This window comes from Pseudomonas sp., from assembly GCF_030690725.1.
GTDB lineage: Bacteria > Pseudomonadota > Gammaproteobacteria > Pseudomonadales > Pseudomonadaceae > Aquipseudomonas.
In genome coordinates, this window is the sequence record NZ_JAUYGD010000053.1 from 116,625 (window position 1) to 143,427 (window position 26,803).

General features: G+C 62.8%; 20 protein-coding genes and 1 pseudogene. 18 read left to right on the plus strand and 3 right to left on the minus strand.

From position 1 onward, the window contains the following. Window positions 1-531 precede the first annotated feature (531 nt). On the minus strand, window positions 532-1,461 hold the full coding sequence (locus tag Q8O69_RS13195) for a choline ABC transporter substrate-binding protein (RefSeq protein ID WP_305592872.1): 930 nt from the start codon (window positions 1,459-1,461) through the stop codon (window positions 532-534). A gap of 336 nt (window positions 1,462-1,797) precedes the next feature. On the opposite strand from Q8O69_RS13195, the pseudogene Q8O69_RS13200 reads away from it, so the two are divergent. Together Q8O69_RS13200 and Q8O69_RS13205 are read left to right on the plus strand one after the other, a co-directional pair. Then, a pseudogene (locus Q8O69_RS13200) lies at window positions 1,798-3,177 on the plus strand (L-serine ammonia-lyase). A gap of 414 nt (window positions 3,178-3,591) precedes the next feature. Then, on the plus strand, window positions 3,592-4,695 hold the full coding sequence (locus tag Q8O69_RS13205; protein ID WP_305592775.1) for a GlxA family transcriptional regulator: 1,104 nt from the start codon (window positions 3,592-3,594) through the stop codon (window positions 4,693-4,695). A 171-nt stretch (window positions 4,696-4,866) separates the two neighbouring features. On the opposite strand, the gene gbcB is transcribed toward Q8O69_RS13205, so the two are convergent. Then, window positions 4,867-5,970, minus strand: a complete 1,104-nt coding sequence (gene gbcB, locus Q8O69_RS13210; protein ID WP_305592776.1) for a glycine-betaine demethylase subunit GbcB — start codon at window positions 5,968-5,970, stop codon at window positions 4,867-4,869. Between the two features lie 351 nt (window positions 5,971-6,321). Between gbcB and gbcA the strand changes: the two genes are divergently transcribed. The 8 genes from gbcA to Q8O69_RS13250 all read left to right on the plus strand — a co-directional run bounded on the left by gbcA (window position 6,322) and on the right by Q8O69_RS13250 (window position 16,353). Continuing rightward, on the plus strand, window positions 6,322-7,614 hold the full coding sequence (gene gbcA, locus Q8O69_RS13215; protein ID WP_305592777.1) for a glycine-betaine demethylase subunit GbcA: 1,293 nt from the start codon (window positions 6,322-6,324) through the stop codon (window positions 7,612-7,614). A 538-nt stretch (window positions 7,615-8,152) separates the two neighbouring features. Next, window positions 8,153-9,130: a dipeptidase gene (locus Q8O69_RS13220; protein ID WP_305592778.1), complete on the plus strand. Its 978-nt coding sequence runs from the start codon at window positions 8,153-8,155 to the stop codon at window positions 9,128-9,130. 145 nt (window positions 9,131-9,275) lie between these two features. After that, window positions 9,276-9,806 (plus strand): DUF5943 domain-containing protein, encoded by a 531-nt coding sequence (locus Q8O69_RS13225; protein WP_305592779.1) that lies wholly within the window; start codon window positions 9,276-9,278, stop codon window positions 9,804-9,806. Window positions 9,807-9,821: 15 nt separating this feature from the next. Continuing rightward, the gene (dgcA, locus tag Q8O69_RS13230; RefSeq protein WP_305592780.1) at window positions 9,822-11,882 is read left to right on the plus strand and encodes a dimethylglycine demethylation protein DgcA; all 2,061 of its coding nucleotides are present in this window, start codon (window positions 9,822-9,824) and stop codon (window positions 11,880-11,882) included. 172 nt (window positions 11,883-12,054) lie between these two features. Then, the gene (gene dgcB / locus Q8O69_RS13235) at window positions 12,055-14,019 is read left to right on the plus strand and encodes a dimethylglycine demethylation protein DgcB (protein ID WP_305592781.1); all 1,965 of its coding nucleotides are present in this window, start codon (window positions 12,055-12,057) and stop codon (window positions 14,017-14,019) included. Further along, entirely contained in the window at window positions 14,016-15,239 is a 1,224-nt protein-coding gene (locus Q8O69_RS13240; protein ID WP_305592782.1) for an electron transfer flavoprotein subunit alpha/FixB family protein, read from the plus strand. The genes dgcB and Q8O69_RS13240 overlap by 4 nt, the downstream gene beginning before the upstream one ends. Before the next feature lie 69 nt (window positions 15,240-15,308). Beyond that, window positions 15,309-16,082 carry an electron transfer flavoprotein subunit beta gene (locus Q8O69_RS13245; RefSeq protein ID WP_305592783.1) on the plus strand — a complete coding sequence of 258 codons (774 nt, stop codon included), beginning with the start codon at window positions 15,309-15,311 and terminating at the stop codon, window positions 16,080-16,082. 25 nt (window positions 16,083-16,107) lie between these two features. Beyond that, window positions 16,108-16,353 carry a hypothetical protein gene (locus Q8O69_RS13250; protein WP_090379281.1) on the plus strand — a complete coding sequence of 82 codons (246 nt, stop codon included), beginning with the start codon at window positions 16,108-16,110 and terminating at the stop codon, window positions 16,351-16,353. On the opposite strand, the gene Q8O69_RS13255 is transcribed toward Q8O69_RS13250, so the two are convergent. Beyond that, window positions 16,350-17,393 carry a low specificity L-threonine aldolase gene (locus Q8O69_RS13255; RefSeq protein ID WP_305592784.1) on the minus strand — a complete coding sequence of 348 codons (1,044 nt, stop codon included), beginning with the start codon at window positions 17,391-17,393 and terminating at the stop codon, window positions 16,350-16,352. The genes Q8O69_RS13250 and Q8O69_RS13255 overlap by 4 nt on opposite strands. A 421-nt stretch (window positions 17,394-17,814) precedes the next feature. Between Q8O69_RS13255 and Q8O69_RS13260 the strand changes: the two genes are divergently transcribed. The 8 genes from Q8O69_RS13260 (at window position 17,815) to purU (ending at window position 26,681) form a co-directional block, all read left to right on the plus strand. After that, the gene (locus Q8O69_RS13260; protein WP_305592785.1) at window positions 17,815-18,117 is read left to right on the plus strand and encodes a hypothetical protein; all 303 of its coding nucleotides are present in this window, start codon (window positions 17,815-17,817) and stop codon (window positions 18,115-18,117) included. Window positions 18,118-18,190: 73 nt separating this feature from the next. Continuing rightward, on the plus strand, window positions 18,191-18,922 hold the full coding sequence (locus Q8O69_RS13265) for a TraX family protein (RefSeq protein WP_305592786.1): 732 nt from the start codon (window positions 18,191-18,193) through the stop codon (window positions 18,920-18,922). Between the two features lie 206 nt (window positions 18,923-19,128). Next, complete coding sequence (gene glyA, locus Q8O69_RS13270; protein WP_305592787.1) at window positions 19,129-20,382, plus strand: serine hydroxymethyltransferase; 1,254 nt, start codon at window positions 19,129-19,131, stop codon at window positions 20,380-20,382. 76 nt (window positions 20,383-20,458) lie between these two features. Beyond that, window positions 20,459-21,709, plus strand: a complete 1,251-nt coding sequence (locus tag Q8O69_RS13275; protein WP_305592788.1) for a sarcosine oxidase subunit beta family protein — start codon at window positions 20,459-20,461, stop codon at window positions 21,707-21,709. A gap of 12 nt (window positions 21,710-21,721) precedes the next feature. After that, entirely contained in the window at window positions 21,722-22,048 is a 327-nt protein-coding gene (locus tag Q8O69_RS13280) for a sarcosine oxidase subunit delta (RefSeq protein WP_305592789.1), read from the plus strand. Next, the gene (locus Q8O69_RS13285; protein ID WP_305592790.1) at window positions 22,045-25,065 is read left to right on the plus strand and encodes a sarcosine oxidase subunit alpha; all 3,021 of its coding nucleotides are present in this window, start codon (window positions 22,045-22,047) and stop codon (window positions 25,063-25,065) included. The genes Q8O69_RS13280 and Q8O69_RS13285 overlap by 4 nt, the downstream gene beginning before the upstream one ends. Then, window positions 25,058-25,690 carry a sarcosine oxidase subunit gamma gene (locus tag Q8O69_RS13290; protein ID WP_305592791.1) on the plus strand — a complete coding sequence of 211 codons (633 nt, stop codon included), beginning with the start codon at window positions 25,058-25,060 and terminating at the stop codon, window positions 25,688-25,690. The genes Q8O69_RS13285 and Q8O69_RS13290 overlap by 8 nt, the downstream gene beginning before the upstream one ends. 127 nt (window positions 25,691-25,817) lie before the next feature. Then, the gene (gene purU, locus Q8O69_RS13295; protein ID WP_305592792.1) at window positions 25,818-26,681 is read left to right on the plus strand and encodes a formyltetrahydrofolate deformylase; all 864 of its coding nucleotides are present in this window, start codon (window positions 25,818-25,820) and stop codon (window positions 26,679-26,681) included. Window positions 26,682-26,803 lie beyond the last annotated feature (122 nt).

Here is a 26,803-nt window from a genome sequence, read left to right on the forward strand (position 1 = left end):
GCCGCGCAACACATTCAGGGCGCTCAGGCACAACCGCTGCAACGCTCCAGTTGCCTTGTGGGCAATGGACGCTATGGGGGCGTACTGTCGAGTCAACCTTGCTGTGCCGTGCTGCAAACCGCGTTCCAAACCCTCTGGCAGTGTTACGAAGTCCCATCCTTGGGTTTTACACACCTCGACCCGAGGTGCGCGTACATCCGAAATTTCTTGTTGGGCTGGCACCCATCGCGTGGTGAGCCAGCGCTTATATATTCTTCGGTCCGGGGCTGTGGGCTCCCGGTCTGTCGACCCTGCTCAGGCGACAGCGACGAAATCGGCTGACTCAACGATATAGTCTTCGGCCTGTCGCAATTGTCGGTTTGCGACTCTGACGTGTTGCGCGGCGACATGCCCTTTGACTAAAAAAACCATAACAGACTTTTTACCCGCGATGCCAAGGCTGCAAGCCACGCCGGCCGTGGTTTGCAGCTTTTTAAATGGCCACAGCCACGATGACCCGTGGGCTGTGGCGAAATCGAAAAAAACTCAAAATTAGTCATTCGCCGCCAGGCTCGCGGGGGCTTTTGGCGGCTGCCCGTCGCGTCGGGTTACCCCTTGCAGCCAGCTGGCCAGAGCCTGCGGATTGGCTTTCAACCAGGCCTTGGCCTCGCGTCGCGGGTTGGTGTTCTTATTGAGGATCGCGCCCATCAGGTAGCTTTCCATCTCCAGGCTGAAGCGCAGGTTCTGCAGCAACTGGGTGACGTTCGGGCACTGTTCGGCCAGGCCGGCGCGCACGTTGGTGTACACCGTTGCGCCGCCGTAGTTGGGGCCGAAGAACTCATCGCCGCCGTCCAGGTAATGCATCTGCAGTTGGTTGTTCATCGGGTGCGGCGCCCAGCCGAGAAATACCACCCATTGCTTGAGGTGTTCGGCGCGTTTGACCTGGGCCAGCATGCCGTTCTCGCTGGATTCCACCAGGCTGAAACCGGCCAGGCCGAAGGCGTTCTTGTCGATCATCTGCTGGATCAGCTTGTTGCCGTCGTTGCCCGGTTCGATGCCGTAGAGTTTGCCGCCCAGTTCTTTACTGAAGCGCGCAAGATCGGCGAAGTTCTTCACGCCGCCATCATAGGCGGCCTGATTCACCGCCAGGGTGTATTTGGCACCGATGAGGTTGGCGCCGAGGGTCTTCACCGAGCCGTTGGCGGCGTAGGGCTTGATGTCGTTTTCCATGCTCGGCATCCAGTTACCGAGGAATACGTCGATCTTGCCGTCCTGCATGGCCTGGTAGGTATCCGGCACAGACAGGCGTTTGACCTGGGTGCGGTAACCCAGCTCGCTGAGCACCTGGCGGGTGACGGCGGTGGTCACGGTAATGTCGGTCCAGCCGACATCGGCAAAGCGAATCAGCCCGCACTGCGCCGGCTCAGCAGCCTGCGCCAGTAGTGGTGTGCTCAGAGCTGCCGCCAGCAGGCAACCGCGCATATTCAGTGTCATCAAGCCTCTCCCGATTACGGTGACAGGGCGCGCCTGTGCAGGCACGCAGTCGGCCACGGGGCGGGCAGGGCAAGCAGCGGCTGGCCGGTCCATGGGCGCGGCGATCATGCCGACAGATTTCCTTCGCTGCCTATGCGTGAAGTCGCAACTAGAACGCTGCTGTCGTGAATTGCTGCTGCAGTGCTTGAAACTGCGCGCTGTCGCACAAGTCGCGTTCGTTTGCGGCGCTGACGGATTTAGATATGGACGGGTCGGTGTGGAGCGACAGCGGCGTGGGGAAATCCTGATCATGGCCTGCATGTAGCAATCGTGCAGGAGAGTGTCGTGGCTATCAGCGTGTTTGACCTGTTCAAGATCGGCATTGGCCCGTCCAGCTCGCATACCGTCGGGCCGATGCGCGCGGCGGCGCTGTTTAGCGGCGCATTGGCCGAGCGGCGTTTGCTGGAACGTACGGCGCGCCTGCAGGTGCGCCTGTACGGTTCGTTGTCGGCCACCGGTGTTGGCCATGGCAGCGACCGTGCAGTGATCATGGGGCTGATGGGTGAGTGGCCGGATCAGGTCGACCCGAGCAGCATCGAGCCGCGTATCGCCGAGCTATTGGCCAGCGGCCAGTTGCAGCTTGGCGGGCGCGTCAGCATCGCCTTCGATTGGCAGTGTGACATGCTGCTGCTGGATGAAAACCTGCCCTATCACCCCAACGCCATGACCCTCAGCGCCTTTGCCGCCGATGGCAGCCTGCTGCACGAAAACACCTATTACTCGGTGGGCGGCGGTTTTGTCGTGGATGCCGAGCAGGCCGCCAGCGGCCAGCTGGATCAGGACCACACCGTACTGCCCTACGACTTCAACAGCGCCGAACAGCTGTTGCAGCTGTGTAAGGAGAATGGCCTACGCGTCTCCGAACTGATGATGGCCAACGAAAAGGCCTGGCGCAGCGAGGCGGAAATCCGCAGCGGGCTGATGCGCCTGTAGCAGGCCATGCGCGAGTGTGTCGAGCAGGGCTTGAAGCACGAGGGCATTCTGCCCGGCGGGCTGAATGTGAAGCGCCGCGCCGCCAAGCTGCACCGCAGCTTGCAGGAAATGAGTAAGCCCAATGTGATCGGCTCGACCCTCAGCGGTATGGAGTGGGTCAACCTGTTCGCCCTGGCGGTAAACGAGGAAAACGCCGCTGGCGGGCGCATGGTCACCGCACCGACCAATGGCGCGGCGGGGATTATTCCGGCGGTGCTGCATTACTTTGTGCGCTTCAGCCCGGCGGTCAGCGAAGCCAATGTCGTCGACTACCTACTGGCGGCTGCGGCCATCGGCATTCTGTGCAAGAAGAACGCGTCCATCTCCGGCGCTGAAGTCGGTTGTCAGGGCGAAGTCGGTTCGGCTTGTGCCATGGCGGCGGCGGGGCTGGCGGAGATTCTCGGGGCTACGCCTGAGCAGGTGGAGAACGCCGCGGAAATCGGCCTGGAACATAACCTTGGTCTGACCTGCGATCCGGTCGGCGGTCTGGTGCAGGTGCCCTGTATCGAGCGCAACGCGATTGCTGCGGTGAAAGCGATCAACGCCGCACAGATGGCCTTGCGCGGTGACGGTCAGCACTTTATCTCGCTGGACCGGGTGATCCGCACCATGCGCGACACCGGCGCGGATATGCATGACAAGTACAAGGAAACCTCGCGCGGCGGTTTAGCCGTCAGCGCGGTTGAATGTTAAAGCGCACGCTCAGGCCGCTGCGCACGATTGTGGTGCAGGGCTGTTCGGTGCGGCGGAAAAGGGCAGCGCAACGCTGCTGAATACGGCCTGACCGTTGGTCCGTTACCGCGCTGTTTTTACCCTGCGTAGCGGGGTGACAAAGCACCTGCCCGGCAGTGCTACCGAAATGCTCAAGCGCCCGCCGAACGGGCGTTTGCGGTCGTAATCAGAATGCTTCTGTCGCTCCTGCCAACGCCTAGTGGCACTAGCGGTGGGCTAACTCGTCTGTTTTTAATTGAACGCCCAATCAATTTAGGCACGGCCTTTGCGTTGTGCTGATTGTCGATCTGGCGTTGTGCAGTCCCAGAACCATAAGAAGAGCCACCCTATAGAGGGGCTCACTACCGTGCTTTGCTTCGCGTGAGGGTTTACCTGATGTCACAGTCCACTCAAGGGGCACAACCCCAGAGCCGTGCGCCGCAGTCCATCGGCTTTCTCCTGCTCGACAACTTCACCCTGATTTCCCTGGCGTCTGCCGTTGAGCCGCTGCGTATGGCCAACCAGTTGTCCGGCAAGGAGTTGTACCGCTGGCACACCCTCAGCCAAAGCGGCCTGCCGGTTTGCGCCAGTGATGGCCTGCAGATCACCCCGGACGCCAGCCTGGTTACGGCGCCGCGTCTGGATGCGGTGATCGTCTGCGGCGGTGTGGACATTCAGCACAGCGTTACCCGCGAGCACGTGCAGTGGCTGCAAAGCCAGGCCCGCCATGGCGCGCAACTGGGCGCGGTATGCACCGGCAGCTGGGCGCTGGCCAAGGCCGGGCTGCTCGATGGTTTCGATTGCAGCGTGCACTGGGAATGCCTGGCCTCGATGCAGGAAGCCTTCCCCCGCGCAGCAGTCAGCACTCGCCTGTTCTCGATTGATCGCAATCGCCACACCAGCTCCGGCGGCACCGCGCCGATGGACATGATGCTGCACGTGATCGGCCGCGAGCATGGCCGCGAACTGGCGGCGGCGATTTCCGAGATGTTTATCTACGAACGTATCCGCAACGAGCAGGATCACCAGCGTGTGCCGCTCAAACATATGCTTGGCACCAACCAGCCGAAGCTGCAGGAAATCGTCGCGCTGATGGAAGCCAACCTGGAAGAGCCCATCGACCTCGATCAGCTGGCGCTGTATGTCGATGTCTCGCGCCGTCAGCTGGAGCGCCTGTTCCAGAAGTACCTGCACTGCTCGCCGTCGCGCTACTACCTCAAGCTGCGCCTGATTCGCGCACGCCAGCTGCTCAAGCAGACCAGCATGTCGATCATCGAAGTGGCCTCGGTCTGCGGTTTTGTCTCCACGCCGCATTTTTCCAAGTGCTACCGCGAATACTTCGGCATCCCGCCGCGCGACGAACGCGCCGGCCAGCAGAGCGGCCATGTAGTGGCGTTGCTGCCCATGCCGGAAGACCTGATGCGCCCTTCGCCATCCTCGGCCATGGCGGCGCTGACGCGGGCGCAGGGGGAGTCGACCTTTGCCAGCGTCAGGCTTTAAGCCACGCTGAATACCCTGTAGGAGCGGGCTTGCCCGCGATCAGTTTTATCGCGGGCAAGCCCGCTCCTACAAAGGCCCATCGCAGCATGTTCCGCTCAAACAAAAACGCCGCACTGGCCTTGATGGCGAGTGCGGCGTTTTGCTGTGTGCGCTGTGGTGGTTACAAGGTGCTCAATACTCGATTGCCACATCACCCTGCGGCACGCTGCAGCACGACAGGATATAACCCTCGGCGACGTCTTCGTCGGTGATGCCGCCGTTGTGTTCCATGCTCACTTCGCCAGCGGTCTTCAGCACCTTGCAGGTGCCGCAGATACCCATGCCGCAGGCCTTGGGGATATGCAGGCCGAGCTTGGCGGCGGCCGCATGCACGGTTTCGCCTGGGTCGACGCGGATGCTCTTGCCGGTGTTGGTGAACGCCACCTGATGCTGATCGGCCGCTGGCACCGGGTCGGCATCGGCGGCTTCGGCAGCCAGCTCCTTGACCTCGGCGCGTACCTCCGGCGGCGTCGCACCGAAGGATTCTTCGTGGTAGCGGCTGATGTCGTAGTGGTTGGCTTCGAGCAGGCGCTTGACCGCATTCATATAGGGCGTCGGGCCGCAGCAGAAGATTTCCCGCTCCAGATAATCCGGGGCAATCAGCTCCAGCATTTTCTGGTTGAGGTAGCCGCGATAACCGGCCCAGGCCTCGCCCAGGCCGTGTTTTTCACAGATCACGTGCAGGCTGAAGTTGCTGATCCGCGCGGCCATATGTTCCAGCTCGCGGTGGTAGATGATGTCCTTCGGCGAGCGCGCGCTGTGCACGAACACCATGTCGACATTGCCGTTGGTGTCGTAGAACCAGCGCGCCATCGACATCACTGGGGTGATACCGACGCCGCCGCTGAGGTAGAGCACCTTCTCGGCGGGAAAGTCGATGGCGTTGAACAGCCCGACCGGGCCGTGCACCGGCAGCTCGTCACCTTCATTGAGGTTGTCGTGCAGCCAGTTGGAGACCTTGCCGCCCGGCACCCGCTTGATGGTGATGGAGAAGCTGTAGGGCACCGAAGGCGAGCTGGAAATGGTGTAGGAGCGCATCACCGGTTGGCCGTCGATCTCCAGCTCCAGGGTGACGAACTGCCCCGGTTTGAAGAAATACAGCACCGGCTGATCGGCCATAAAGCAGAAGGTGCGCACGTCCCAGGTTTCCTGGATGACTTTGACGCAACGCACCATATGCCGACCATTGCTCCAGGTCTGCGTGGTAACCGGGTTGAGGAAGTCGTTCGTCGTCATGGACGTCTCTCCGCGCGGCCGGACATCGGCCTTGTATGGGCGGATTGTGCGTACTGGCAGGCGCGCTCATTTATCTGCCAGCGACATTTACATGCTTATCGCGACCTGCCGCGCAGGCCTTGGTTTGCCGCGTCGGAAACGGATGTGACCATGTCGCCCATAGATAAGGTTTCGCCCCCACTCAGCGCCACACTCGCGGCCAGCCGAAGCAAAAGGTCACGAGCGAATTCCTCTTTCATCCAGTCGCCATCGGCAGGCGCAGAACGGGGCAATGACGCCACCTTGCGTAGCAACCGATTAGCCACTTTATTGCGGCAACTCGCCGAGCGAGTCGCCATTGAGGAGTTACCGATGGACGTCACTTCCACCCTGAGCTTGGGCGATCCGCTGGAGCCCGCACGCAAGGCCACCGCCGAGATGCTGCAAACCCGCGAGCGCACCTTTTCGCTGCCGCAGCCGTTCTATAACGATGAGCGGCTGTTCAAGATCGATATGCAGGAGATCTTCCACAAGGAATGGCTGATCGCCGGCATGACCTGCGAGATCCCGGCCAAGGGCAACTACCTCACCCTGCAGATTGGCGACAACCCGATCATGGTGATTCGCGGCGCCGATGGTGTGGTGCATGCCTTCCATAACGTCTGCCGGCATCGCGGCTCGCGCCTGTGCACCAGCGACAAGGGTAAGGTGGCCAAGTTGGTCTGCCACTACCACCAGTGGACCTACGAGCTGGACGGACGCCTGCTGTTCGCCGGCACCGAAATGGGCGCGGATTTCGACCTCAAGGACTACAGCCTCAAGCCGGTCAACTGCAAGGTGGCGGGCGGCTATATCTTTATCTCCCTGGCGGAAAACCCGCCGGCCATCGACGATTTCCTCAGCACCCTGGCCCATTACATGGAGCCCTACGACATGGAAAACACCAAGGTGGCGGTGCAGACCACCTTGATGGAAAAGGCCAACTGGAAGCTGGTGCTGGAAAACAACCGCGAGTGCTACCACTGCAACGGTTCGCACCCGGAGCTGCTGAATACCCTGCTGGAGTGGGATGACGTCACCGACCCGCGCGCCACCCAGGCGTTCAAAGATCAGGTAAGCGAGTGCACGACCCGCTGGGACAAGGACAACATCCCCTACGCCCACGCCAGCTTTGGCCTGCGTAACCGCATCGTGCGCATGCCGCTGCTCAAGGGCACCGTGTCGATGACCATGGACGGCAAGCCAGGCTGCAAGAAACTGATGGGCCGCATCACCGACCCGGACCTGGGCTCGATGCGCATCCTCCATCTGCCGCATTCGTGGAACCACTGCATGGGCGATCACCTGATCGTCTTCACCGTCTGGCCGATCAGCGCCCAGGAAACCATGGTCACCACCAAATGGCTGGTGCACAAGGATGCGGTGGAAGGTGTCGATTACGACGTGGCGCGCCTGCGTCAGGTATGGGACGCCACCAACGATCAGGATCGGCGCCTGGCCGAAGAGAACCAGCGCGGCATCAATTCCACCGCCTACCAGCCCGGCCCCTACTCGAAGACCTACGAGTTCGGCGTGGTCAACTTTGTCGACTGGTACAGCGAGCGCGTGCTCAACAACCTCGGCGCAGCGCCAGCGCCGTACTTGCGTCAGGTCGGCGCGGAGTAAGGCTGCAGATGACGCTTGGCCTGTGGCTACTGCTCGGCCTGACCGCCTACGGTCTGCTGGCCGCGCGCCCCAGGCCCGCGTCCACCGCAACACACTGAGACCCTCCTCAAGGGTCACCTTGGCCTCTGCCGGATACCCCCGGGCAGGGGCTTTTTTTATTGGCGATGTATCAGAACTGTATGCAGGCTGCTTTTGTAGGGTGGGTTAGTGGCGCCGGGGCTAGTTATTGACTGCACCACGCAACTCGGGCGCTGCGTAACCCACCATTGCGGTTTGCCGGTAGATCGTCATGGTGGGTTACGGCGCGTTGAGAATCGGTGGTATTTGCCTGATTCCGGTTCGCGCCTAACCCACCCTACGGGTAGTCGCTGCCTTGTACCGACCCTCTGGCCTGCGCATATCCGCCTGCGACCCGGCTTTGACGCTTTCGGCAATACCCCGGTCGTTTTTGCACCGGGTCGCCTCAGCCCCCAGGGATATGCTCAGTCCAAAGCGCCAACAACGGGTTTGGCGACACAGCTAAAAAGGGGACTGCCTGATGAGCCCAGCCGAATTGCACGCCGACAGCATCGTTATTGACGGGCTGATCATCGCCAAGTGGAACCGCGAACTGTTCGAAGACATGCGCAAAGGCGGCCTGACGGCGGCCAACTGCACCGTGTCGGTGTGGGAGGGCTTTCAGGCCACGGTGAACAATATCGCTGCCAGCCAGAAGCTGATCCGCGAGAACAGCGACTTGGTGATGCCGGTGCGCACCACCGCCGACATCCGTAAGGCTAAAGAGCAGGGCAAGACCGGCATCCTCTTCGGCTTCCAGAATGCCCACGCGTTTGAAGACCAGATCGGCTATGTCGAGGTGTTCAAGCAGCTCGGCGTGGGCATCGTGCAGATGTGCTACAACACCCAGAACCTGGTCGGCACCGGCTGCTACGAGCGTGACGGCGGGCTGTCCGGCTTCGGTCGCGAGATCGTTGCCGAGATGAACCGCGTCGGCATTATGTGCGACCTGTCGCATGTGGGTTCGAAGACTTCCGAGGAAGTCATTCACGAATCGAAAAAGCCGGTGTGCTACTCCCACTGCCTGCCGTCCGGCTTGAAAGAACACCCGCGCAACAAGTCCGATGAAGAGCTGAAATTTATCGCCGACCACGGCGGTTTCGTCGGTGTGACCATGTTCGCCCCCTTCCTGGCCAAGGGCATCGATTCGACCATCGACGACTACGCCGAAGCCATCGAGTACGTGATGAATATCGTCGGCGAAGACGCCATCGGCATCGGCACCGACTTCACCCAGGGCCACGGCCAAGACTTCTTCGAGTACCTGACCCACGACAAGGGCTACGCCCGCCGCCTGACCAGCTTCGGCAAGATCATCAACCCGCTGGGCATCCGCACCGTCGGCGAATTTCCCAACCTCACCGAGACCTTGCTCAAACGCGGCCATTCCGAACGCGTGGTGCGCAAGATCATGGGCGAGAACTGGGTAAACGTCCTCAGGGATGTTTGGGGCGAATAAGGTCCGAGCACAACACGATAAATGTGGGAGGGGCTTTAGCCGCGACCTGCCCCGTCAGGGCAGCGCTGTTAAGAGCCTCGCGGCTAAAGCGGTACGCCGCCCGGCCCCTCCCACAAACCAAACAAGACTCTGGAGCACTAAACATATGGCCACCCACGCACCCGAAATGCCGATTCAGGTCGACGACGAAACCGGCGTCTGGACCACCGACGCCCTGCCGATGCTCTATGTGCCGCGGCATTTCTTCGTCAACAACCATATCGGTATCGAGGAAGTGCTGGGCGCTGATGCCTATGCCGAGATTCTCTACAAAGCCGGCTACAAGTCCGCCTGGCACTGGTGCGAGAAAGAGGCGGAGTGCCATGGCCTGTCCGGCGTGGCGGTGTTTGAGCACTACATGAAGCGCCTGTCGCAGCGCGGCTGGGGGCTGTTCGAGATCGAAGCCATCGACCTGGCCGCTGGCACCGCCTCGGTAAAGCTCAAGCACTCGGCCTTCGTCTACGTCTACGGCAAGTGCGGGCGCAAGGTCGACTACATGTTCACCGGCTGGTTTGCCGGCGCCATGGATCAGATTCTCCAAGCCCAGGGCAGCGCGCTGCGCACCGTGGCCGAGCAGGTCTATGGCGGTTCCGAAGAGGGCCACGATGATGGCCTGTTTATCGTCAAGCCGCGCTAAGTCGAGGATCGAGTCATGGCTTTCGAAGCAATGTTCCAGCCGATCCAGATCGGCAAGCTGACTATTCGTAACCGCATCGTATCCACCGCGCACGCCGAGGTCATGGCCACCGACGGCGGTATGACCACCGAGCGTTACGTCAAGTACTACGAAGAGAAGGCCAAGGGCGGCGTCGGTCTGGCCATCTGCGGCGGCTCGTCGGTGGTCTCCATCGACAGCCCGCACGGCTGGTGGAGTTCGGTGAACCTGTCCACCGACCGGATCATTCCGCATTTCCAGAAGCTGGCGGATGCCATGCACAAGCATGGCGCGAAGATCATGATCCAGATTACCCACATGGGCCGCCGCTCACGCTGGGATGGCTTCGACTGGCCGACCCTGATGTCGCCGTCCGGTATCCGCGAACCGGTACACCGTGCCACCTGCAAGACCATCGAGCCGGAGGAAATGTGGCGCGTCATCGGTGACTTCGCCAAGGCAGCGGCTCGGGCCAAAGCCGGCGGCCTGGACGGCGTCGAGCTGTCGGCTGTGCACCAGCACATGATCGACCAGTTCTGGTCGCCACGGGTGAACAAGCGCACTGACGAATGGGGTGGCACCTTTGAAGGCCGGATGAAGTTCGGCCTGGAAGTGATCAAAGCGGTGCGCGCCGAGGTCGGTCCCGATTTCTGCGTGGGCCTGCGTATCTCCGGTGACGAGTTCCACCCGGACGGCCTCTCTCACGAGGACATGAAGCAGATCGCCGCCTATTACGATGCCACCGGCCTGATCGACTTTATCGGCGTGGTTGGCTCTGGTGCCGACACCCACAACACTCTGGCCAACGTCATTCCGAACATGAGCTACCCGCCGGAGCCGTTCCTGCACTTGGCAGCCGGGATCAAGGAAGTGGTCAAGGTGCCGGTGCTGCACGCGCAGAACATCAAGGACCCGAACCAGGCCACGCGTATTCTCGAAGGCGGCTACGTGGACATGGTCGGCATGACCCGCGCGCACATCGCCGACCCGCACCTGATCGCCAAGATCAAGATGGGCCAGGTCGACCAGATCAAGCAGTGCGTCGGTGCCAACTACTGCATCGACCGCCAGTATCAAGGCCTCGACGTGCTGTGTATCCAGAACGCCGCGACCAGCCGCGAATACATGGGCCTGCCGCATATCATCGAGAAAACCACTGGGCCGAAGCGCAAGGTGGTGATTGTTGGTGGCGGCCCGGCCGGGATGGAAGCGGCGCGCGTGGCTGCCGAGCGTGGCCACGATGTGACCCTGTTCGAGAAGAAAGACAGCCTCGGCGGGCAAATCACCTTGGCCGCCAAGGCACCGCAGCGCGACCAGATGGCCGGCATTACCCGCTGGTTCCAGCTGGAGTTGGCCCGCCTGAATATCGACCTACGCTTGGGTACTGGTGCTGATGAAGCGAGCATCCTCGACCTGCGCCCAGACATCGTCGTGCTGGCCAACGGCGGTCATCCGTTTATCGAGCAAAACGAACATTGGGGCGCCGCTGAAGGCCTGGTGGTCAGCAGCTGGGACGTCCTCGATGGCACCGTGGCGCCGGGCAATAACGTGCTGGTGTACGACACCATTTGCGAATTCGGCGGTATGTCGGTGGCCGACTTTATCGCCGAGAAGGGCGCCAAGGTCGAGATCGTCACCGACGACATCAAGCCGGGTGTAGCCATGGGCGGCACCACGTTCCCGACTTACTACCGCAGCATGTACCCAAAAGAAGTGATCATGACCGGCGACATGATGCTGGAAAAGGTCTACCGCGAAGGCGACAAGCTGGTGGCGGTGCTGGAGAACGAATACACCGGCGCGAAAGAAGAGCGGGTGGTCGACCAGGTGGTGGTGGAGAACGGCGTGCGTCCTGATGAGCGCCTCTACTACGCCCTCAAGGAAGGCTCGCGCAACAAGGGCCAGATTGACGTCGAAGCGCTGTTTGCGATCCAGCCGCAGCCTTGCCTGAGTCAGCCGGGCGACGGCTACCTGCTGTTCCGTATCGGCGACTGCGTAGCCCAGCGTAATACCCATGCGGCGATCTACGACGCGCTGCGCTTGTGCAAGGACTTCTGATGCCTGTCTCCCCTCTCCCATGCTTCTGTTACAGAAAGCCGGGAGAGGGGCCGGGGGAGAGGGGCTTTTCTGCGCGGATCTGCGTCGTAGCTGCCCCTCTCCCTAGCCCTCTCCCCGCAGGGGCGAGGGGACTGAACCGTGTTGTTTGCCGGTCCCGCGAAGGAGACCAATGATGTTAAACACCCTACTCCCCATCCTGCTCTTTGCCGCCCTGGCCCTTGCGGTTATCGGTGCAGCGAAGCGCTTTCTAATGTGGCGCCGTGGTCGCCCGGCACAGGTTGACTGGCTCGGCGGGCTGCTGGCCATGCCGCGCCGCTATATGGTCGACCTGCACCATGTGGTGGCCCGCGACAAATACATCGCCAACACTCACGTCGCCACGGCCGGTGGCTTTGTTTTGGCCGCAGCGCTGGCAATTCTGGTGCACGGTTTTGGCCTGCACAGCCGCATTCTCGGCTTCGCCCTGCTGGCGGCCTGCGCACTGATGTTTGCCGGCGCCCTGTTTGTCGCCAAGCGCCGCCTCGACCCGCCGGCGCGGTTGTCGAAAGGCCCGTGGATGCGCCTGCCGAAAAGCCTGCTGATGTTTGCCGGCAGCTTCTTTATCGCCACGCTTCCTGTTGCTGGGATTCTGCCCGCCGACTTTGGTGGCTGGGTGCTGGCGCTGCTGCTGACCGTCGGCGTGGCCTGGGGTGTGTCCGAGCTGTTCTTCGGCATGACCTGGGGTGGGCCGATGAAGCACGCCTTCGCCGGCGCGCTGCACCTGGCCTGGCACCGCCGCAGTGAACGCTTTGGCGGTGGTCGCTCCACCGGCCTCAAAGCGTTGAATCTGGATGACCCTAAAGCCCCGCTGGGCGTGGAAAAACCCACGGACTTCACCTGGAACCAGCTGCTCGGTTTCGACGCCTGCGTGCAATGCGGTAAATGCGAGGCAGCCTGCCCAGCCTTCGCCGCCGGCCAGCCGCTCAACCCGAAAAAACTAATCCAGGACATGGTGGTCGGCCTGGCCGGCGGCACGGATGTCAAGTTCGCCGGTTCGCCTTATCCGGGCAAACCAGTTGGCGAGCATAGCGGCGGCCCCCATCTGCCGATCGTCAATCTGAATGGCAAGGCCCTGGTCGATGCCGAGACGCTGTGGTCCTGCACCACCTGCCGCGCCTGCGTCGAGGAATGCCCGATGATGATCGAGCACGTCGATGCCATCGTCGATATGCGCCGCCATCTGACCCTGGAAAAAGGCGCCACCCCGAACAAGGGCGCGGAGGTGCTGGACAACCTGATCGCCACCGACAACCCCGGCGGTTTCAACCCTGGTGGTCGACTGAACTGGGCGGCGGATTTGAACCTGCCGCTGATGAGCGACAAACAGAACGTCGATGTGCTGTTCTGGGTCGGTGATGGCGCCTTCGATATGCGTAACCAGCGCACCCTGCGCGCCTTTGTCAAAGTGCTGAAAGCCGCCAAGGTCGACTTCGCCGTGCTCGGTCTGGAAGAACGCGACAGCGGCGACGTGGCGCGCCGTCTCGGTGATGAAGCAACCTTCCAGCTGCTGGCCAAGCGCAATATCGCCACCCTGGCCAAGTACCAGTTCAAGCGCATCGTCACCTGCGACCCGCACAGCTTCCATGTGCTGAAAAACGAATACGGCGAGCTGGGCGGCCGCTACCCGGTGCTGCACCACAGCACCTATATGGATGAACTGATCACCGGTCATAAACTCAACCTCGGCACCCACAAGGGTGGTTCGGTCACCTACCACGACCCGTGCTACCTGGGCCGCTACAACGGTGAGTACGAAGCACCGCGCAATGTGCTGAATGCCATCGGGATTGAAGTGAAAGAGATGCAGCGCTCCGGTTTCCGTTCCCGTTGCTGCGGCGGTGGCGGCGGTGCGCCGATCACCGATATTCCTGGCAAGCAGCGTATCCCCGATATGCGCATGGTCGATATCAAGGAGACCGGTGCCGAGCTGGTGGCCGTGGGTTGTCCGCAGTGCACAGCGATGCTCGAAGGGGTGGTCGGCGTGCGCCCGGAGGTCAAGGATATTGCCGAGCTGGTAGCCGATGTGTTGATCGAGGGCGTGGTCGAGGCGAAGCAGCCTGCGCCGGCTCCGCGCGAACTAGCCGAGGTAAGCCCATGAGCGACCTTATCCGCCGTGACCCACGGGCCGAATGGATCGCCCGCAACCGCCTGCACCCGCTGCATGTCGCGTTGCAAAAGGTTGAATCCAGCTGGATGGGGCCCAATGGGGTGCTGCGCAAGAATCCCCATGCCGTCGGCTTTACCGGCCCCAATGGCCTTAAACGTATCGACCGTTCCGGCACTCAGCAGGGCGGCAGCCAGAAACGCAGCACGGCCAGCGCCGTGGTGCAGTTGCCACTGCATGTGATCGAACAGCCGGCGTTCTATATCGCCGTGGTACCGGATATGGTCGGCGGCCGCCTGAGCGCCCACGACAAGGACCTGCTCGGTCTGGCGCACAAGCTCGCCGGCAGCGATGGCGCAGTGGTCGCGGTGATCTTTGGCGAACACAAGGAAAGCGCCTTCGACTGCAACGGCGTTGACCGCCTGCTGCAGTTCGCCGATGACGCTTTCGACGGATACGCCCCGGAAGCACGGGTACTGGCCCTCGGTGCGCTGGAGCGCCAACTCTCGCCGCGGCACTGGCTGCTGCCGGACAGCCGCACCGGCGGTGGCGAACTGGGCCGGCGCCTGGCCGCCAAGCTGGGTGAGCGTCCGGCCACGCGGGTCTGGCAGGTAGCGGATGGCATTGCCAGTGGTCGTGCGGGGGCTGGGCGTGAAGATCTGGTGCAATCAGCGCCACGGCTGATTCTGGCGGCGGTTGAATGCGCCGAACCAGTCAGCGAAACCCGCCATGAAGTGCGGCCACTGGCGCTCAGTGAAGCACTGGTCAGCCACTTGCCACGGATTCAGTATCTCGGTGCGGTGGCGGTCGACCCGGCGCAGATTCCCATGGCCGAGGCCGAATTTATTCTCTCTGGCGGCAACGGGGTCAAGGACTGGACGCTATTCCACCAGGCCGCCGCTGCCCTGGGCGCCACCGAAGGCGCCTCGCGGGTGGCGGTGGACGATGGCTTTATGGGCCGCGAGCGTCAGGTTGGCGCGTCCGGCATCTGGGTCACGGCGCGCGTGTATGTGGCCGTGGGGATTTCCGGGGCGATCCAGCACCTGCAAGGCATAGGTGCCTGCGACAAGGTGGTGGCGATCAACCTCGACCCGACCTGCGACATGATCAAACGCGCCGACCTCTCGGTGATCGGCGAGTCTGCGGCGATCCTGCAGGCGTTGATCGAGCGTGTTGCCGCTCATCGGCAGGGAGGCGCGCGTGATGCCGCATAAGGTTTGTCTTCGCGATTCTCAACCGCGATTTCCGGATTACATCGGGGCTACGGGGGCTACGGGGGCTGCATGGCTGAGTTGAATATTGTTGCGCTGGTTTCGGTAGGCGCTCACCCCACCTCCGGCCGGCCACGCCGCGCCGAGCAGGACGCCCGCGCCGTCGAGCTGGGCCTGCGCCTGGCGGGTGAGCGTTTGCAGGTGCTGCATGCCGGAGACCCGCAGCAGGAGGCGCTGCGCGCTTACCTGGGAATGGGCCTTGCGCAGATCAAGATTCTCGAACAACCGGCGCACAGCGATGCGCTGCCGGTGCTGGCCGAGTACCTGGCCGACTCCAGTGCGCAGCTGGTATTGACCGGCAGCCAGGCGGAAACCGGTGAAGGCTCGGGCATGCTGCCTTACCTGCTGGCGGAACAGCTCGGCTGGCCGCTGGTGGTCGGGCTGGCGGCGGTGGAGCAGGTCAGCAATGGCGTGGCTCAGGTGCTGCAAGCCCTGCCGCGCGGACAGCGCCGGCGCTTGCAGGTGCGTCTGCCGTTTGTTGCCAGTGTCGATAACGCTGCACCGACTGCCCGGCAGAGCGCCTTTGGTCCGGCTCGCCGTGGGCTGTTGACGGCCGAGGAAGTAGAACTGGTCGCCGACCCGCTATTTGCCAGCGCGCAATTGCAACCGGCCAAACCGCGCCCTAAACGCCTTAAGGTGATCAAGGCCAAAACCGGCGCCGAACGCATGAAAGCCGCCACCGCCAAAGCGTCGGGCGGCGGTGGGCAGGTGCTCAAGGATGTCTCGCCACAGGCCGGTGCCGAGGCTATCTTCAAGTTGCTATTGGAAGAAGGCGTGCTGCGCTAGCGCGCCACCACAGGAGGATTTGACCATGATGCATGCCGACCTGATCGATCAGGAGGATCTACGCGAACGCCTGGTGGCGCTGGGGCTGTCGATTCCACCCGGGGTGACCGCCGAGCAGGCCTGCGAGCATGCCGTCAGCGGTCTTAGTCCGGAGCGCGCCGTGGCGCTGCGGCGTCTGGTGGAGGAGTTGCTCGGCGGCAGCGCGACCTTGCTACCGAATGTGCGCGAGGCGATTTCGCGCACTTTGTTACCAGCGCTTGTGCCTCGTTAACTCGCCGCCATGGCTTGGCGAATATCCCCTGCCAGCTGACGCACCCGCGCTTCGTCGGTGTCCCAGGAACACATAAAGCGTGCGCCGCCGGCTCCGATAAAGGTGTAGAAGCGCCAGCCCTGGCCGCGCAGGATTTCCAGCGCCGGTTCTGACATCTGCAGGAACACCCCGTTGGCCTGTACCGGGAACATCAGGCTGACGCCCGGAATATCGCTGACCAGCTCGGCCAGCAGGCGCGCGCAGTGGTTGGCGTGCTGGGCGTAACGCAGCCAGGCGCCGTCCTGCAGAATGCCGACCCAGGGCGCGGACAGGTAGCGCATTTTTGAAGCCAGCTGACCGGCCTGCTTGCAGCGGTAGTCGAAGTCTTCGGCCAGGTCCTTGTTGAAGAACAGGATCGCCTCACCCACGGCCATGCCGTTCTTGGTGCCGCCAAAACACAGCACATCTACGCCGGCTTTCCAGGTCAGGTCGGCTGGGCTGCAGCCGAGAAAGGCACAGGCATTGGAGAAACGCGCGCCGTCCATATGCAGATGTAGGCCCAGTTCGCGGCACACCGCGCTGATCGCCCGTACTTCATCGGGGCTGTAGACGGTGCCGACTTCCGTGGCCTGGGTCAGGGTGACTACCCGTGGCTTGGGGTAGTGAATGTCCTGGCGTTTGAGGGCGATTTCACGGATCGCTTCGGGGGTCAGCTTGCCGTTCTCGGTCTTGGCCAGCAGCAATTTGGAACCGTTGGAGAAGAACTCCGGTGCGCCGCACTCGTCGGTCTCGACGTGGGCAGTCTCCGAGCAGATCACGCTGTGATAGCTCTGGCACAGCGCCGCCAGCGCCAGGGAGTTGGCCGCGGTACCGTTGAAGGCGAAGAACACTTCGCAGTCGGTTTCGAACAGCTGGCGGAAGTGGTCGGCGGCGCGCGCTGTCCATTGGTCATCACCGTAGGCGCGGTCGTGGCCCCGGTTGGCCTCGGCCATGGCGGCCCAGGCTTCCGGACAGATACCTGAGTAGTTATCGCTGGCGAACTGTTGCGAAAGATCGGGCATTGCTAGTTCCTTCTATCGGTTGCCGAGCGGGCCGGCGAATGGGTTTACTTTACCTGCGCGTGTGCGGCCCGGCGGACGTTGTGGCGACATCTTGTTTATTCCAGGCGCTGTTTGGCCTGGTAAGTAGTCTTGACGGCGCGACGGCCTGAGACGGCACAGCACCGGGATGCGGCGCTGGCAGCGGAATAAATGAAAGGAACTCATGGCGCTGCCCGGCCTCACAGCTAGGGCCAGGGTGAGTGGCCGCCTGACGGGATCGTGGCGTCGTTTGCGGCGCCAATGGGGTTATCGCTCGACAGACAGTCACTCGTCGTGGACCGCTAGAGCAGGCCGTGGTGCCTTGGCTGTTGGGGTTCGAACCATGGGTTCGCGTCGACCAGCCAGGTGTTGCCCCTGTCACTGACCCGCACAGGAATCCACCATGAACTACCGTCATCTGATCGCATTTTTCCTTCCCCTGGCCTTTGCCCTGCCGGCCGTTGCCGCAGAGCCCTGGCCTGCCGGCGCCAAGGCCTCATTTGTCAATGAGTGCGTGGCGGGCGCCCCCAAGGGGCACGATATGAACAACCTGAAGGCGTATTGCGAATGTGCCGCCGAGAAGGTCGGCGGTGAGTTCAGCGAGGCGGAAATGCAGGCCATGGCCAGCCAATCGACACCTGACGCGGCCATGCAGCAACGCCTGATCAAGGCCTCGGCCAGCTGCGAAAGCAAGCTGCAGGGCTGATCTGATGCCGGGTGCGCATTGACGCTGTCATTGGGTTACCGTCAGGTAATCCGCTGACTCCGTGAGTGCCGCAATGCTGACACCCCCTGCCGGGCGCACCCGCGACGCCGCGCTGGATCTGCTCAAGTGGCTGGCCCTGGCGACCATGCTATTCGACCACCTGCGGCATGTCTGGCCGTCCCTGTACTGGCTGTATATCCCGGGGCGCCTGGCCTTTCCGTTTTTCTGTCTGGCGATTGCCGCCAACCTGGCGCGGCCTTCGGCAGATGGCGGCAAACCTTTTCCCCTGCGCTACCTCGGGCTGCTGGTTCTGTTCGCACTGCTCTCCGAATGGCCCTATCGGCTGCTGGTGGTTACGCTAGAGTCGCTGAATGTTATGCCGACCCTGGTACTGGGCTTGCTGATCGCCGGTGGGGTGGGGCAACCCAATGGGCAGCGGCGCTGGCTGGCTATCACGGCGGTACTGGTGGCGCTGGTCGGCCATCCCTGGTTGATGTTCGGCTTGGCCGGCGCGCTGCTGCCTGCGGCCTTTATCTATGCCTTGCAGCGCCCGGGGGCGAGCTGGGTCTGGCCGGTGATGCTGTGCCTGGCCGCCAACTACTGGCCGCCGTTCTACATTAACGCGAGCCGCGGCGACCCCTTCGCCTGGAGCGTTATCCTGATCTGCATGGCGGCGCCGCTGCTGGGGCTGTGGTTGTTGCGCCAGCCGCTCCAGGGCGAGGTGCTGCCGGTACGGCGCTGGGCCTACCTGTTCTACCCCGGCCACTTTCTCCTGCTGGTCGCTGTACGCGCACTGTTCACCTGAGCGCATTCGCGCGCTGCCGCGTACTAGCCCGCCTGTCTTGCGCATGTCCGATAGCGACACGTCGCACCCTCGCATGTCGCAAACGCAATCCCCCGTGGCGTGCCTAGGCATCTGACCGATCAGGGCCAGTCATACCATCGGCTCACAAGGGCTCAGCCCGCTTCCGACATAGATGCGCCACACCCCGGTGCCGCAGGAGATCAGCGATGTTCAGCAAGAACGACCAGATTCAAGGCTACGACGACGAATTGCTCAGCGCGATCAACGCCGAGGAAAGCCGTCAGGAGCACCATATCGAGCTGATCGCCTCGGAAAACTACACCAGCCAGCGGGTCATGGAAGCGCAGGGCAGCGGCCTGACCAACAAGTACGCCGAAGGCTATCCGGGCAAGCGTTATTACGGCGGCTGCGAGCATGTCGATGTGGTCGAGCAGCTGGCCATCGACCGCGCCAAGGCGCTGTTCGGCGCCGACTATGCCAACGTTCAGCCGCACTCCGGCTCGTCGGCTAACAGCGCGGTATACCTGGCGCTGATCAATGCCGGCGATACCATCCTCGGCATGAGCCTGGCCCACGGCGGCCACCTGACCCACGGCGCCAAGGTGTCGTCCTCGGGCAAGCTGTACAACGCCGTGCAGTACGGTATCGACACCGCCACCGGCCTGATCGATTACGACGAAGTCGAGCGCCTGGCCGTCGAGTGTCAGCCGAAGATGATCGTTGCCGGTTTCTCCGCCTACTCGAAAACCCTGGATTTTCCGCGTTTCCGCGCCATTGCCGACAAGGTCGGGGCGCTGCTGTTTGTCGACATGGCCCACGTCGCCGGCCTGGTCGCCGCCGGTCTGTATCCCAACCCGATTCCCTTTGCCGATGTGGTCACCACCACCACCCACAAGACCCTGCGCGGTCCGCGTGGCGGCTTGATCCTTGCTCGCGCGAATGCCGAGATCGAGAAGAAACTTAACTCGGCGGTATTCCCCGGCGCTCAGGGTGGCCCGTTGATGCATGTGATCGCGGCCAAGGCGGTGTGCTTCAAGGAAGCCATGGAGCCTGGCTTCAAGGAATACCAAGCGCAGGTGATCAAAAACGCCCAGGCCATGGCCAAGGTGTTTATCGAACGCGGCTACGACGTGGTTTCCGGCGGCACCGACAACCACCTGTTTCTGGTTAGCCTGATCCGTCAGGGCCTGACTGGCAAAGACGCCGATGCGGCCCTGGGGCGCGCCGGGATCACGGTCAACAAGAACGCCGTGCCGAATGACCCGCAGTCGCCGTTTGTCACTTCGGGCCTGCGTATCGGCACCCCGGCCATCACCACGCGCGGCCTCAAGGAAGCGCAGAGCATCGAGCTGGCTGGGTGGATCTGCAACATCCTCGACCACCTGGGCGATGCCGATGTCGAGGCGCAGGTGGCGACTCTGGCGGCAGGGCTGTGCGCCGATTACCCGGTCTACCGTTGAACGCAATGATCCACCCGGTTCGGTGACTGCCGCGCCTGGCGACAAGGTTCCAGCTTTCCGTTTCAGGAGCACCTTTATGCAACGTTATTCCGGCTTCGGCCTGTTCAAGCACGCTTTCAGCCACCACGAAAACTGGCAGCGTATGTGGCGCAACCCGACGCCCAAGCCGGTGTACGACGTGATCATCGTCGGCGGTGGCGGTCACGGTCTGGCGACCGCTTATTACCTGGCCAAAGAGTTCGGCATCAAGAACGTCGCGGTGATCGAGAAGGGCTGGCTGGGCGGCGGCAACACCGCGCGCAACACCACCATCGTGCGTTCCAACTACCTGTGGGATGAATCGGCGCACCTGTATGAGCACGCGATGAAGCTGTGGGAAGGCCTGTCCCAGGACCTCAACTACAACGTCATGTTCAGCCAGCGCGGTGTCTACAACCTCTGCCACACCCTGCAGGACATGCGCGACTCCGAGCGCCGCGTCAGCGCCAACCGCCTTAACGGCGTGGACGGCGAACTGCTGGACGCCAAGCAGGTGGCCGAAGAGATTCCGTATCTGGATTGCAGCAAGAACACCCGTTACCCGGTGATGGGCTCCACCGTGCAGCGTCGCGGTGGCGTGGCCCGTCACGACGCCGTGGCCTGGGGTTATGCCCGCGCCGCCGATGCTCTGGGCGTGGACCTGCTGCAGCAGACCGAAGTGATCGGCTTTCGCAAGGAAAACGGCGTGTGCATCGGCGTGGAAACCAACAAGGGCTTTATCGGCGGCAAGCGCGTTGGCGTGGTCACGGCCGGTAACTCCGGGCATATGGCCGGGCTGGCCGGCTTCCGATTACCGCTGGAATCCCATCCGCTGCAGGCGCTGGTGTCCGAGCCGATCAAGCCGATTATCGACAGCGTGATCATGTCCAACGCCGTGCACGGCTATATCAGCCAGTCCGACAAGGGCGACCTGGTCATCGGTGCCGGCATCGACGGTTACAACGGCTACGGCCAGCGTGGCTCCTACGGCACCATCGAGCACACCCTGCAGGCCATCGTCGAGATGTTCCCGGTGCTCTCGCGGGTACGCATGAACCGTCAATGGGGCGGCATCGTCGACACCTCGCCGGACGCCTGCCCGATCATTTCCAAGACCCCGGTGCCGAACCTGTTCTTCAACTGCGGTTGGGGCACCGGCGGATTCAAGGCCACGCCGGGTTCGGGCCACGTGTTCGCCGCCAGCCTGGCCAAGGGTGAAATGCACCCGCTGGCCAAACCGTTCTCCATGGACCGTTTCCACACCGGCGCACTGATCGACGAGCACGGCGCTGCTGCCGTGGCTCACTAAGAGGGCTTACCCATGTTGCATATCTTCTGCCCTCACTGCGGCGAACTGCGCTCCGAAGAGGAATTCCACGCCAAGGGCCAGGCGCATATTCCGCGCCCGCTGGACCCAGCCGCCTGCACCGATGCCGAGTGGGGTGAATACCTGTTCTTTCGCGATAACCCACGGGGCATTCACCACGAGCTGTGGGTGCACTCCGCCGGCTGCCGCAAGTACTTCAACGCCACCCGTCACACGGTGACCTACGAAATTCTCGAAACCTACAAGATCGGCGAGAAGCCCAGCGTTACCGCTGCCGGCGCTGCCGAGAAAAAGGCCATCGACCAAGGAGTAACGGCATGAGCCAGGTCAATCGTCTTGCTACAGGCGGCCGCGTTGACCGCAGCCAGCCCCTGACATTCAGCTTCAATGGGCAGAGCTACCAGGGCTTTGCCGGCGACACCCTGGCGGCCGCCTTGCTGGCCAACGGCGTGGATATTGTCGGCCGTAGCTTCAAGTATTCGCGGCCGCGCGGCATCGTTGCGGCGGGCGCGGAAGAGCCGAACGCCGTGCTGCAGATTGGCAGCACTGAAGCGGCGCAGATCCCCAACGTGCGCGCCACCCAGCAGGCGCTGTATGCCGGCCTGGTCGCCAGCAGCACCAATGGCTGGCCGAGCGTAAACACCGACCTGATGGGCATTCTCGGCAAGGTCGGCGGCAAGATGATGCCGCCGGGGTTCTACTACAAGACCTTTATGTACCCGCAGAACCTCTGGCTGACCTACGAAAAATACATCCGCAAGGCCGCAGGGCTTGGTCGTGCGCCGACCGCCGTGGACCCGGACAGCTACGACTACATGAACCAGCACTGCGACGTGCTGGTGGTCGGTGCCGGCCCGGCAGGCCTGGCCGCAGCCCTGGCGGCTGCGCGCAGCGGGGCGCGGGTAATTCTCGCCGATGAGCAGGAAGAGTTCGGCGGCAGCCTGCTCAGCACCCGCGAAACCCTCGACGGTAAACCGGCCGCCGACTGGGCCGCGCAGGTGATTGCCGAATTATCCGGCATGCCTGAAGTCACCCTGCTGCCGCGTTCCACGGTCAACGGTTACCACGACCACAACTTCCTCACCATTCACCAGCGCCTGACCGATCACCTTGGTGAGATCGCGCCACTTGGCATGGTGCGTCAGCGTATGCACCGTGTGCGTGCCACGCGTGTAGTGCTGGCCACCGGTGCCCACGAGCGGCCGCTGGTGTACGCCAACAACGATGTGCCGGGCAATATGCTCGCCGATGCGGTGTCCACCTACGTGCGCCGTTATGGCGTGGCGCCGGGCAAGCAGCTGGTGCTGTCGACCAACAACGATTACGCCTACCGCGTGGTGCTCGACTGGCTCGACGCCGGCCTGCAGGTGGTGGCGGTGGCCGATGCCCGCAGCAACCCACGCGGCACCTGGGTGGAAGAGGCGCGCAAGCGTGGCGTGCGCATCCTCACCGGCAGCGCCGTGGTCGAAGCCGCCGGCAGCAAGCGGGTGACCGCTGCGCGCATCTGTGCCATCGATGTACAGAGCCATAAGGTCAGCAGCCCGGGTGAGGTGCTCGACTGCGATTTGATCGTCAGTTCCGGCGGCTACAGCCCGGTGGTGCACCTGGCCTCGCATCTGGGCGGCCGGCCGACCTGGCGTGAAGATATTCTGGCCTTTGTGCCAGGCGAGGGCGGCTTCCAGAAGCGCCTGTGCGCTGGTGCGGTGAACGGTGTGTTCGGCTTGTGTGATGCCCTGGCCGATGGTTTCGAGGCGGGTGTCTCGGCGGCTGCCGAAGCCGGCTTCAAGGCGGTTTCCGCCAGCCTGCCGCAGGTCGCTGTCCGTCTGGAAGAACCTTCCCTGGCACTGTTCCAGGTGCCGCATGACAAGCCGACGGCGCGCGCGCCCAAGCAGTTTGTCGACCTGCAGAACGACGTCACCGCAGCCGGTATCGAGCTGGCCACCCGCGAGGGCTTCGAGTCGGTCGAGCACGTCAAGCGCTACACCGCGCTGGGCTTCGGCACCGACCAGGGCAAGCTGGGCAATATCAACGGTCTGGCGATTGCCGCTCGCTCGCTGGGTATCAGCATCCCGCAGATGGGCACCACCATGTTCCGCCCGAACTACACGCCGGTGACCTTCGGCGCGGTGGCCGGTCGTCACTGTGGCGCGTTGTTCGAGCCCAAGCGTTATACCGCGATGCAAAGCTGGCACCTGCAGAACGGTGCCGAGTTCGAGGACGTGGGTCAGTGGAAGCGCCCTTGGTACTTTCCAAAAGCCGGCGAAGACCTGCACGCCGCCGTGGCCCGCGAGTGCCTGGCCGTGCGTAACGCAGTCGGCATCCTCGATGCCTCGACGCTGGGCAAAATCGACATTCAAGGCCCGGATGCCCGCGAGTTTCTCAACCGTGTGTACACCAATGCCTGGACCAAGCTGGATGTGGGCAAGGCCCGTTACGGCCTGATGTGCAAGGAAGACGGCATGGTCTTCGACGACGGTGTAACCGCCTGCCTGGCCGACAACCATTTCCTGATGACCACCACCACCGGCGGCGCCGCACGGGTGATGGAGTGGCTGGAGATTTACCACCAGACCGAGTGGCCGGAACTCAAGGTGTACTTCACCTCGGTTACCGACCACTGGGCGACCATGACCCTGTCCGGCCCCAACAGCCGCAAGCTGCTGGCCGAGGTCACCGACATCGACCTGGACAAGGATGCATTCCCGTTTATGAGCTGGAAGGAAGGCCTGGTTGGCGGTGTGCCGGCGCGGGTGTTCCGCATCTCTTTCACAGGTGAGCTCTCTTACGAAGTCAACGTTCAGGCCGACTACGCCCTGGGCGTGTGGGAAAAGATCATCGAAGCGGGCAAGAAGCATGGCCTGACGCCTTACGGCACCGAGACCATGCACGTACTGCGTGCTGAGAAGGGCTTCATCATCGTCGGTCAGGACACCGACGGTTCGGTCACCCCAGACGACCTCAACATGGGCTGGTGCGTAGGCCGCACCAAGCCGTTCTCGTGGATCGGCTGGCGCGGCATGAACCGCGAAGACAGCCTGCGCGAAGATCGCAAGCAGCTGGTCGGGCTCAAACCCGTCGACCCGAACACCGTGCTGCCGGAAGGCGCGCAACTGGTGTTCGACCCGAAACAGTCCATTCCGATGCAGATGGTCGGCCACGTCACTTCCAGCTATATGAGCGCGGCGCTGGGGTATTCCTTTGCCATGGGTGTGGTCAAGGGTGGCCTCAAGCGCATCGGTGAGCGGGTGTTCGCGCCGCTGGCCGATGGCAGCCTGATCGAAGCCGAAATCGTCAGCTCCGTGTTCTATGACCCGAAAGGGGATCGCCAGAATGTCTAACTTGATCAACGTCTATCAGCAACGCCCGGCTGCCGCACATGCCGAATCGCCACTGTTCCACGCCGGCCTTGAGCAACTGGCGGGCAAAGGTTCAGCCCGCGCCGGGGTGACAGTGCGCGAGAAGAAGCTGCTCGGTCACCTGACCCTGCGCGGCGATGGCAAAGACCCGGCATTTGCCGGCGGCGTGCACAAGGCTCTGGGCCTGGAGCTGCCGGTGGCACTGACCCTGGTGGCCGCTGGCGACACCTCGCTGCAATGGCTGGCGCCGGATGAATGGCTGCTGATTGTGCCGAGCGGCAGCGAGTTCGCGGTCGAGCAGAAGCTGCGCGAAGCGCTGGAGGGTCAGCATATTTCGATCGTCAACGTCAGCGGCGGGCAAACCCTGCTGGAACTGAGCGGGCCGAAGGTGCGTGAAGTGCTGATGAAGTCCACCAGCTATGACGTGCACCCGAGCAACTTCCCGGTGGGCAAGGCGGTGGGCACCCACTTCGCCAAGTCGCAACTGGTGATCCGCCACACCGCCGAAGACACCTGGGAGCTGCTGATTCGCCGCAGCTTCTCTGACTACTTCTGGCTGTGGCTGCAGGACGCTAGCGCCGAGTTTGGTCTGGCGATCAAGGCCTGACACCGCAGTCGTCTTCTGTAGGAGCGGACTTGTCCGCGAAGTCTTTCGCGGCCAAGGCCGCTCCTACAGGCGTTCTCGGACAGCTCTATCTCCTGAGGGAGAAAGCTGAACAGCAACGGAGTTTGTTATGAGCCGCACCCCCGATACCTGGATTCTCACCGCCCACTGCCCGAGCGTGCTCGGCACCGTGGATGCGGTGACGCGCTTTCTGTTCGAGCAGCGCTGCTATGTCACCGAACACCATTCCTTCGATGATCGACTGTCGGCACGGTTCTTTATCCGCGTGGAGTTTCGTCAGCCGGATGACTTCGACGAGCAAGCCTTTCGCGCCGGCCTCGATCAGCGTCTGACGGCCTTCGGCATGCAGGTTGAGCTGACCCCGCCGGGCTACCGCGCCAAGGTGGTGCTGATGGTCAGCAAGGCCGATCACTGCCTGAACGACCTGCTCTATCGCCAGCGCATCGGCCACCTGGCCATGGACGTGGTGGCGGTGGTGTCCAACCACCCGAACCTGGAGCCGCTGGCGCGTTGGCACGATATTCCCTACTACCACTTCCCGCTCGACCCGGCTGACAAGCCGGCGCAGGAGCGCCAGGTGTTGCAGGTGATCGAGGACAGCGGCGCCGAGCTGGTGGTGCTTGCCCGCTATATGCAGGTGCTCTCACCTGAGCTGTGCCGCCAGCTGGATGGCTGGGCGATCAATATCCACCACTCGCTGCTGCCCGGTTTCAAGGGCGCCAAGCCCTATCACCAGGCCTACGAGAAGGGCGTCAAACTGGTTGGCGCCACTGCCCACTACATCAACAACGACCTCGACGAGGGGCCGATCATCGCCCAGGGCGTGGAGTCGGTGGATCACGCCCACTACCCCGAAGACCTGATCGCCAAGGGTCGCGATATCGAATGCCAGACCCTGGCCAAAGCCATCGGTTACCACCTCGAACGACGGGTGTTTCTCAACGCCAGCCGTACGGTGGTGCTGCACGCCTAAACCGCAACTGCTGAATCCCCGCTACGGGTGGATCACCGACTGCCAAACCCTCGGCCCCACCCGGCAACAGACACAAGCTCCAGTACAAGGCCGCGCGACCGTTGGCCGCGCCTTTGTATTCA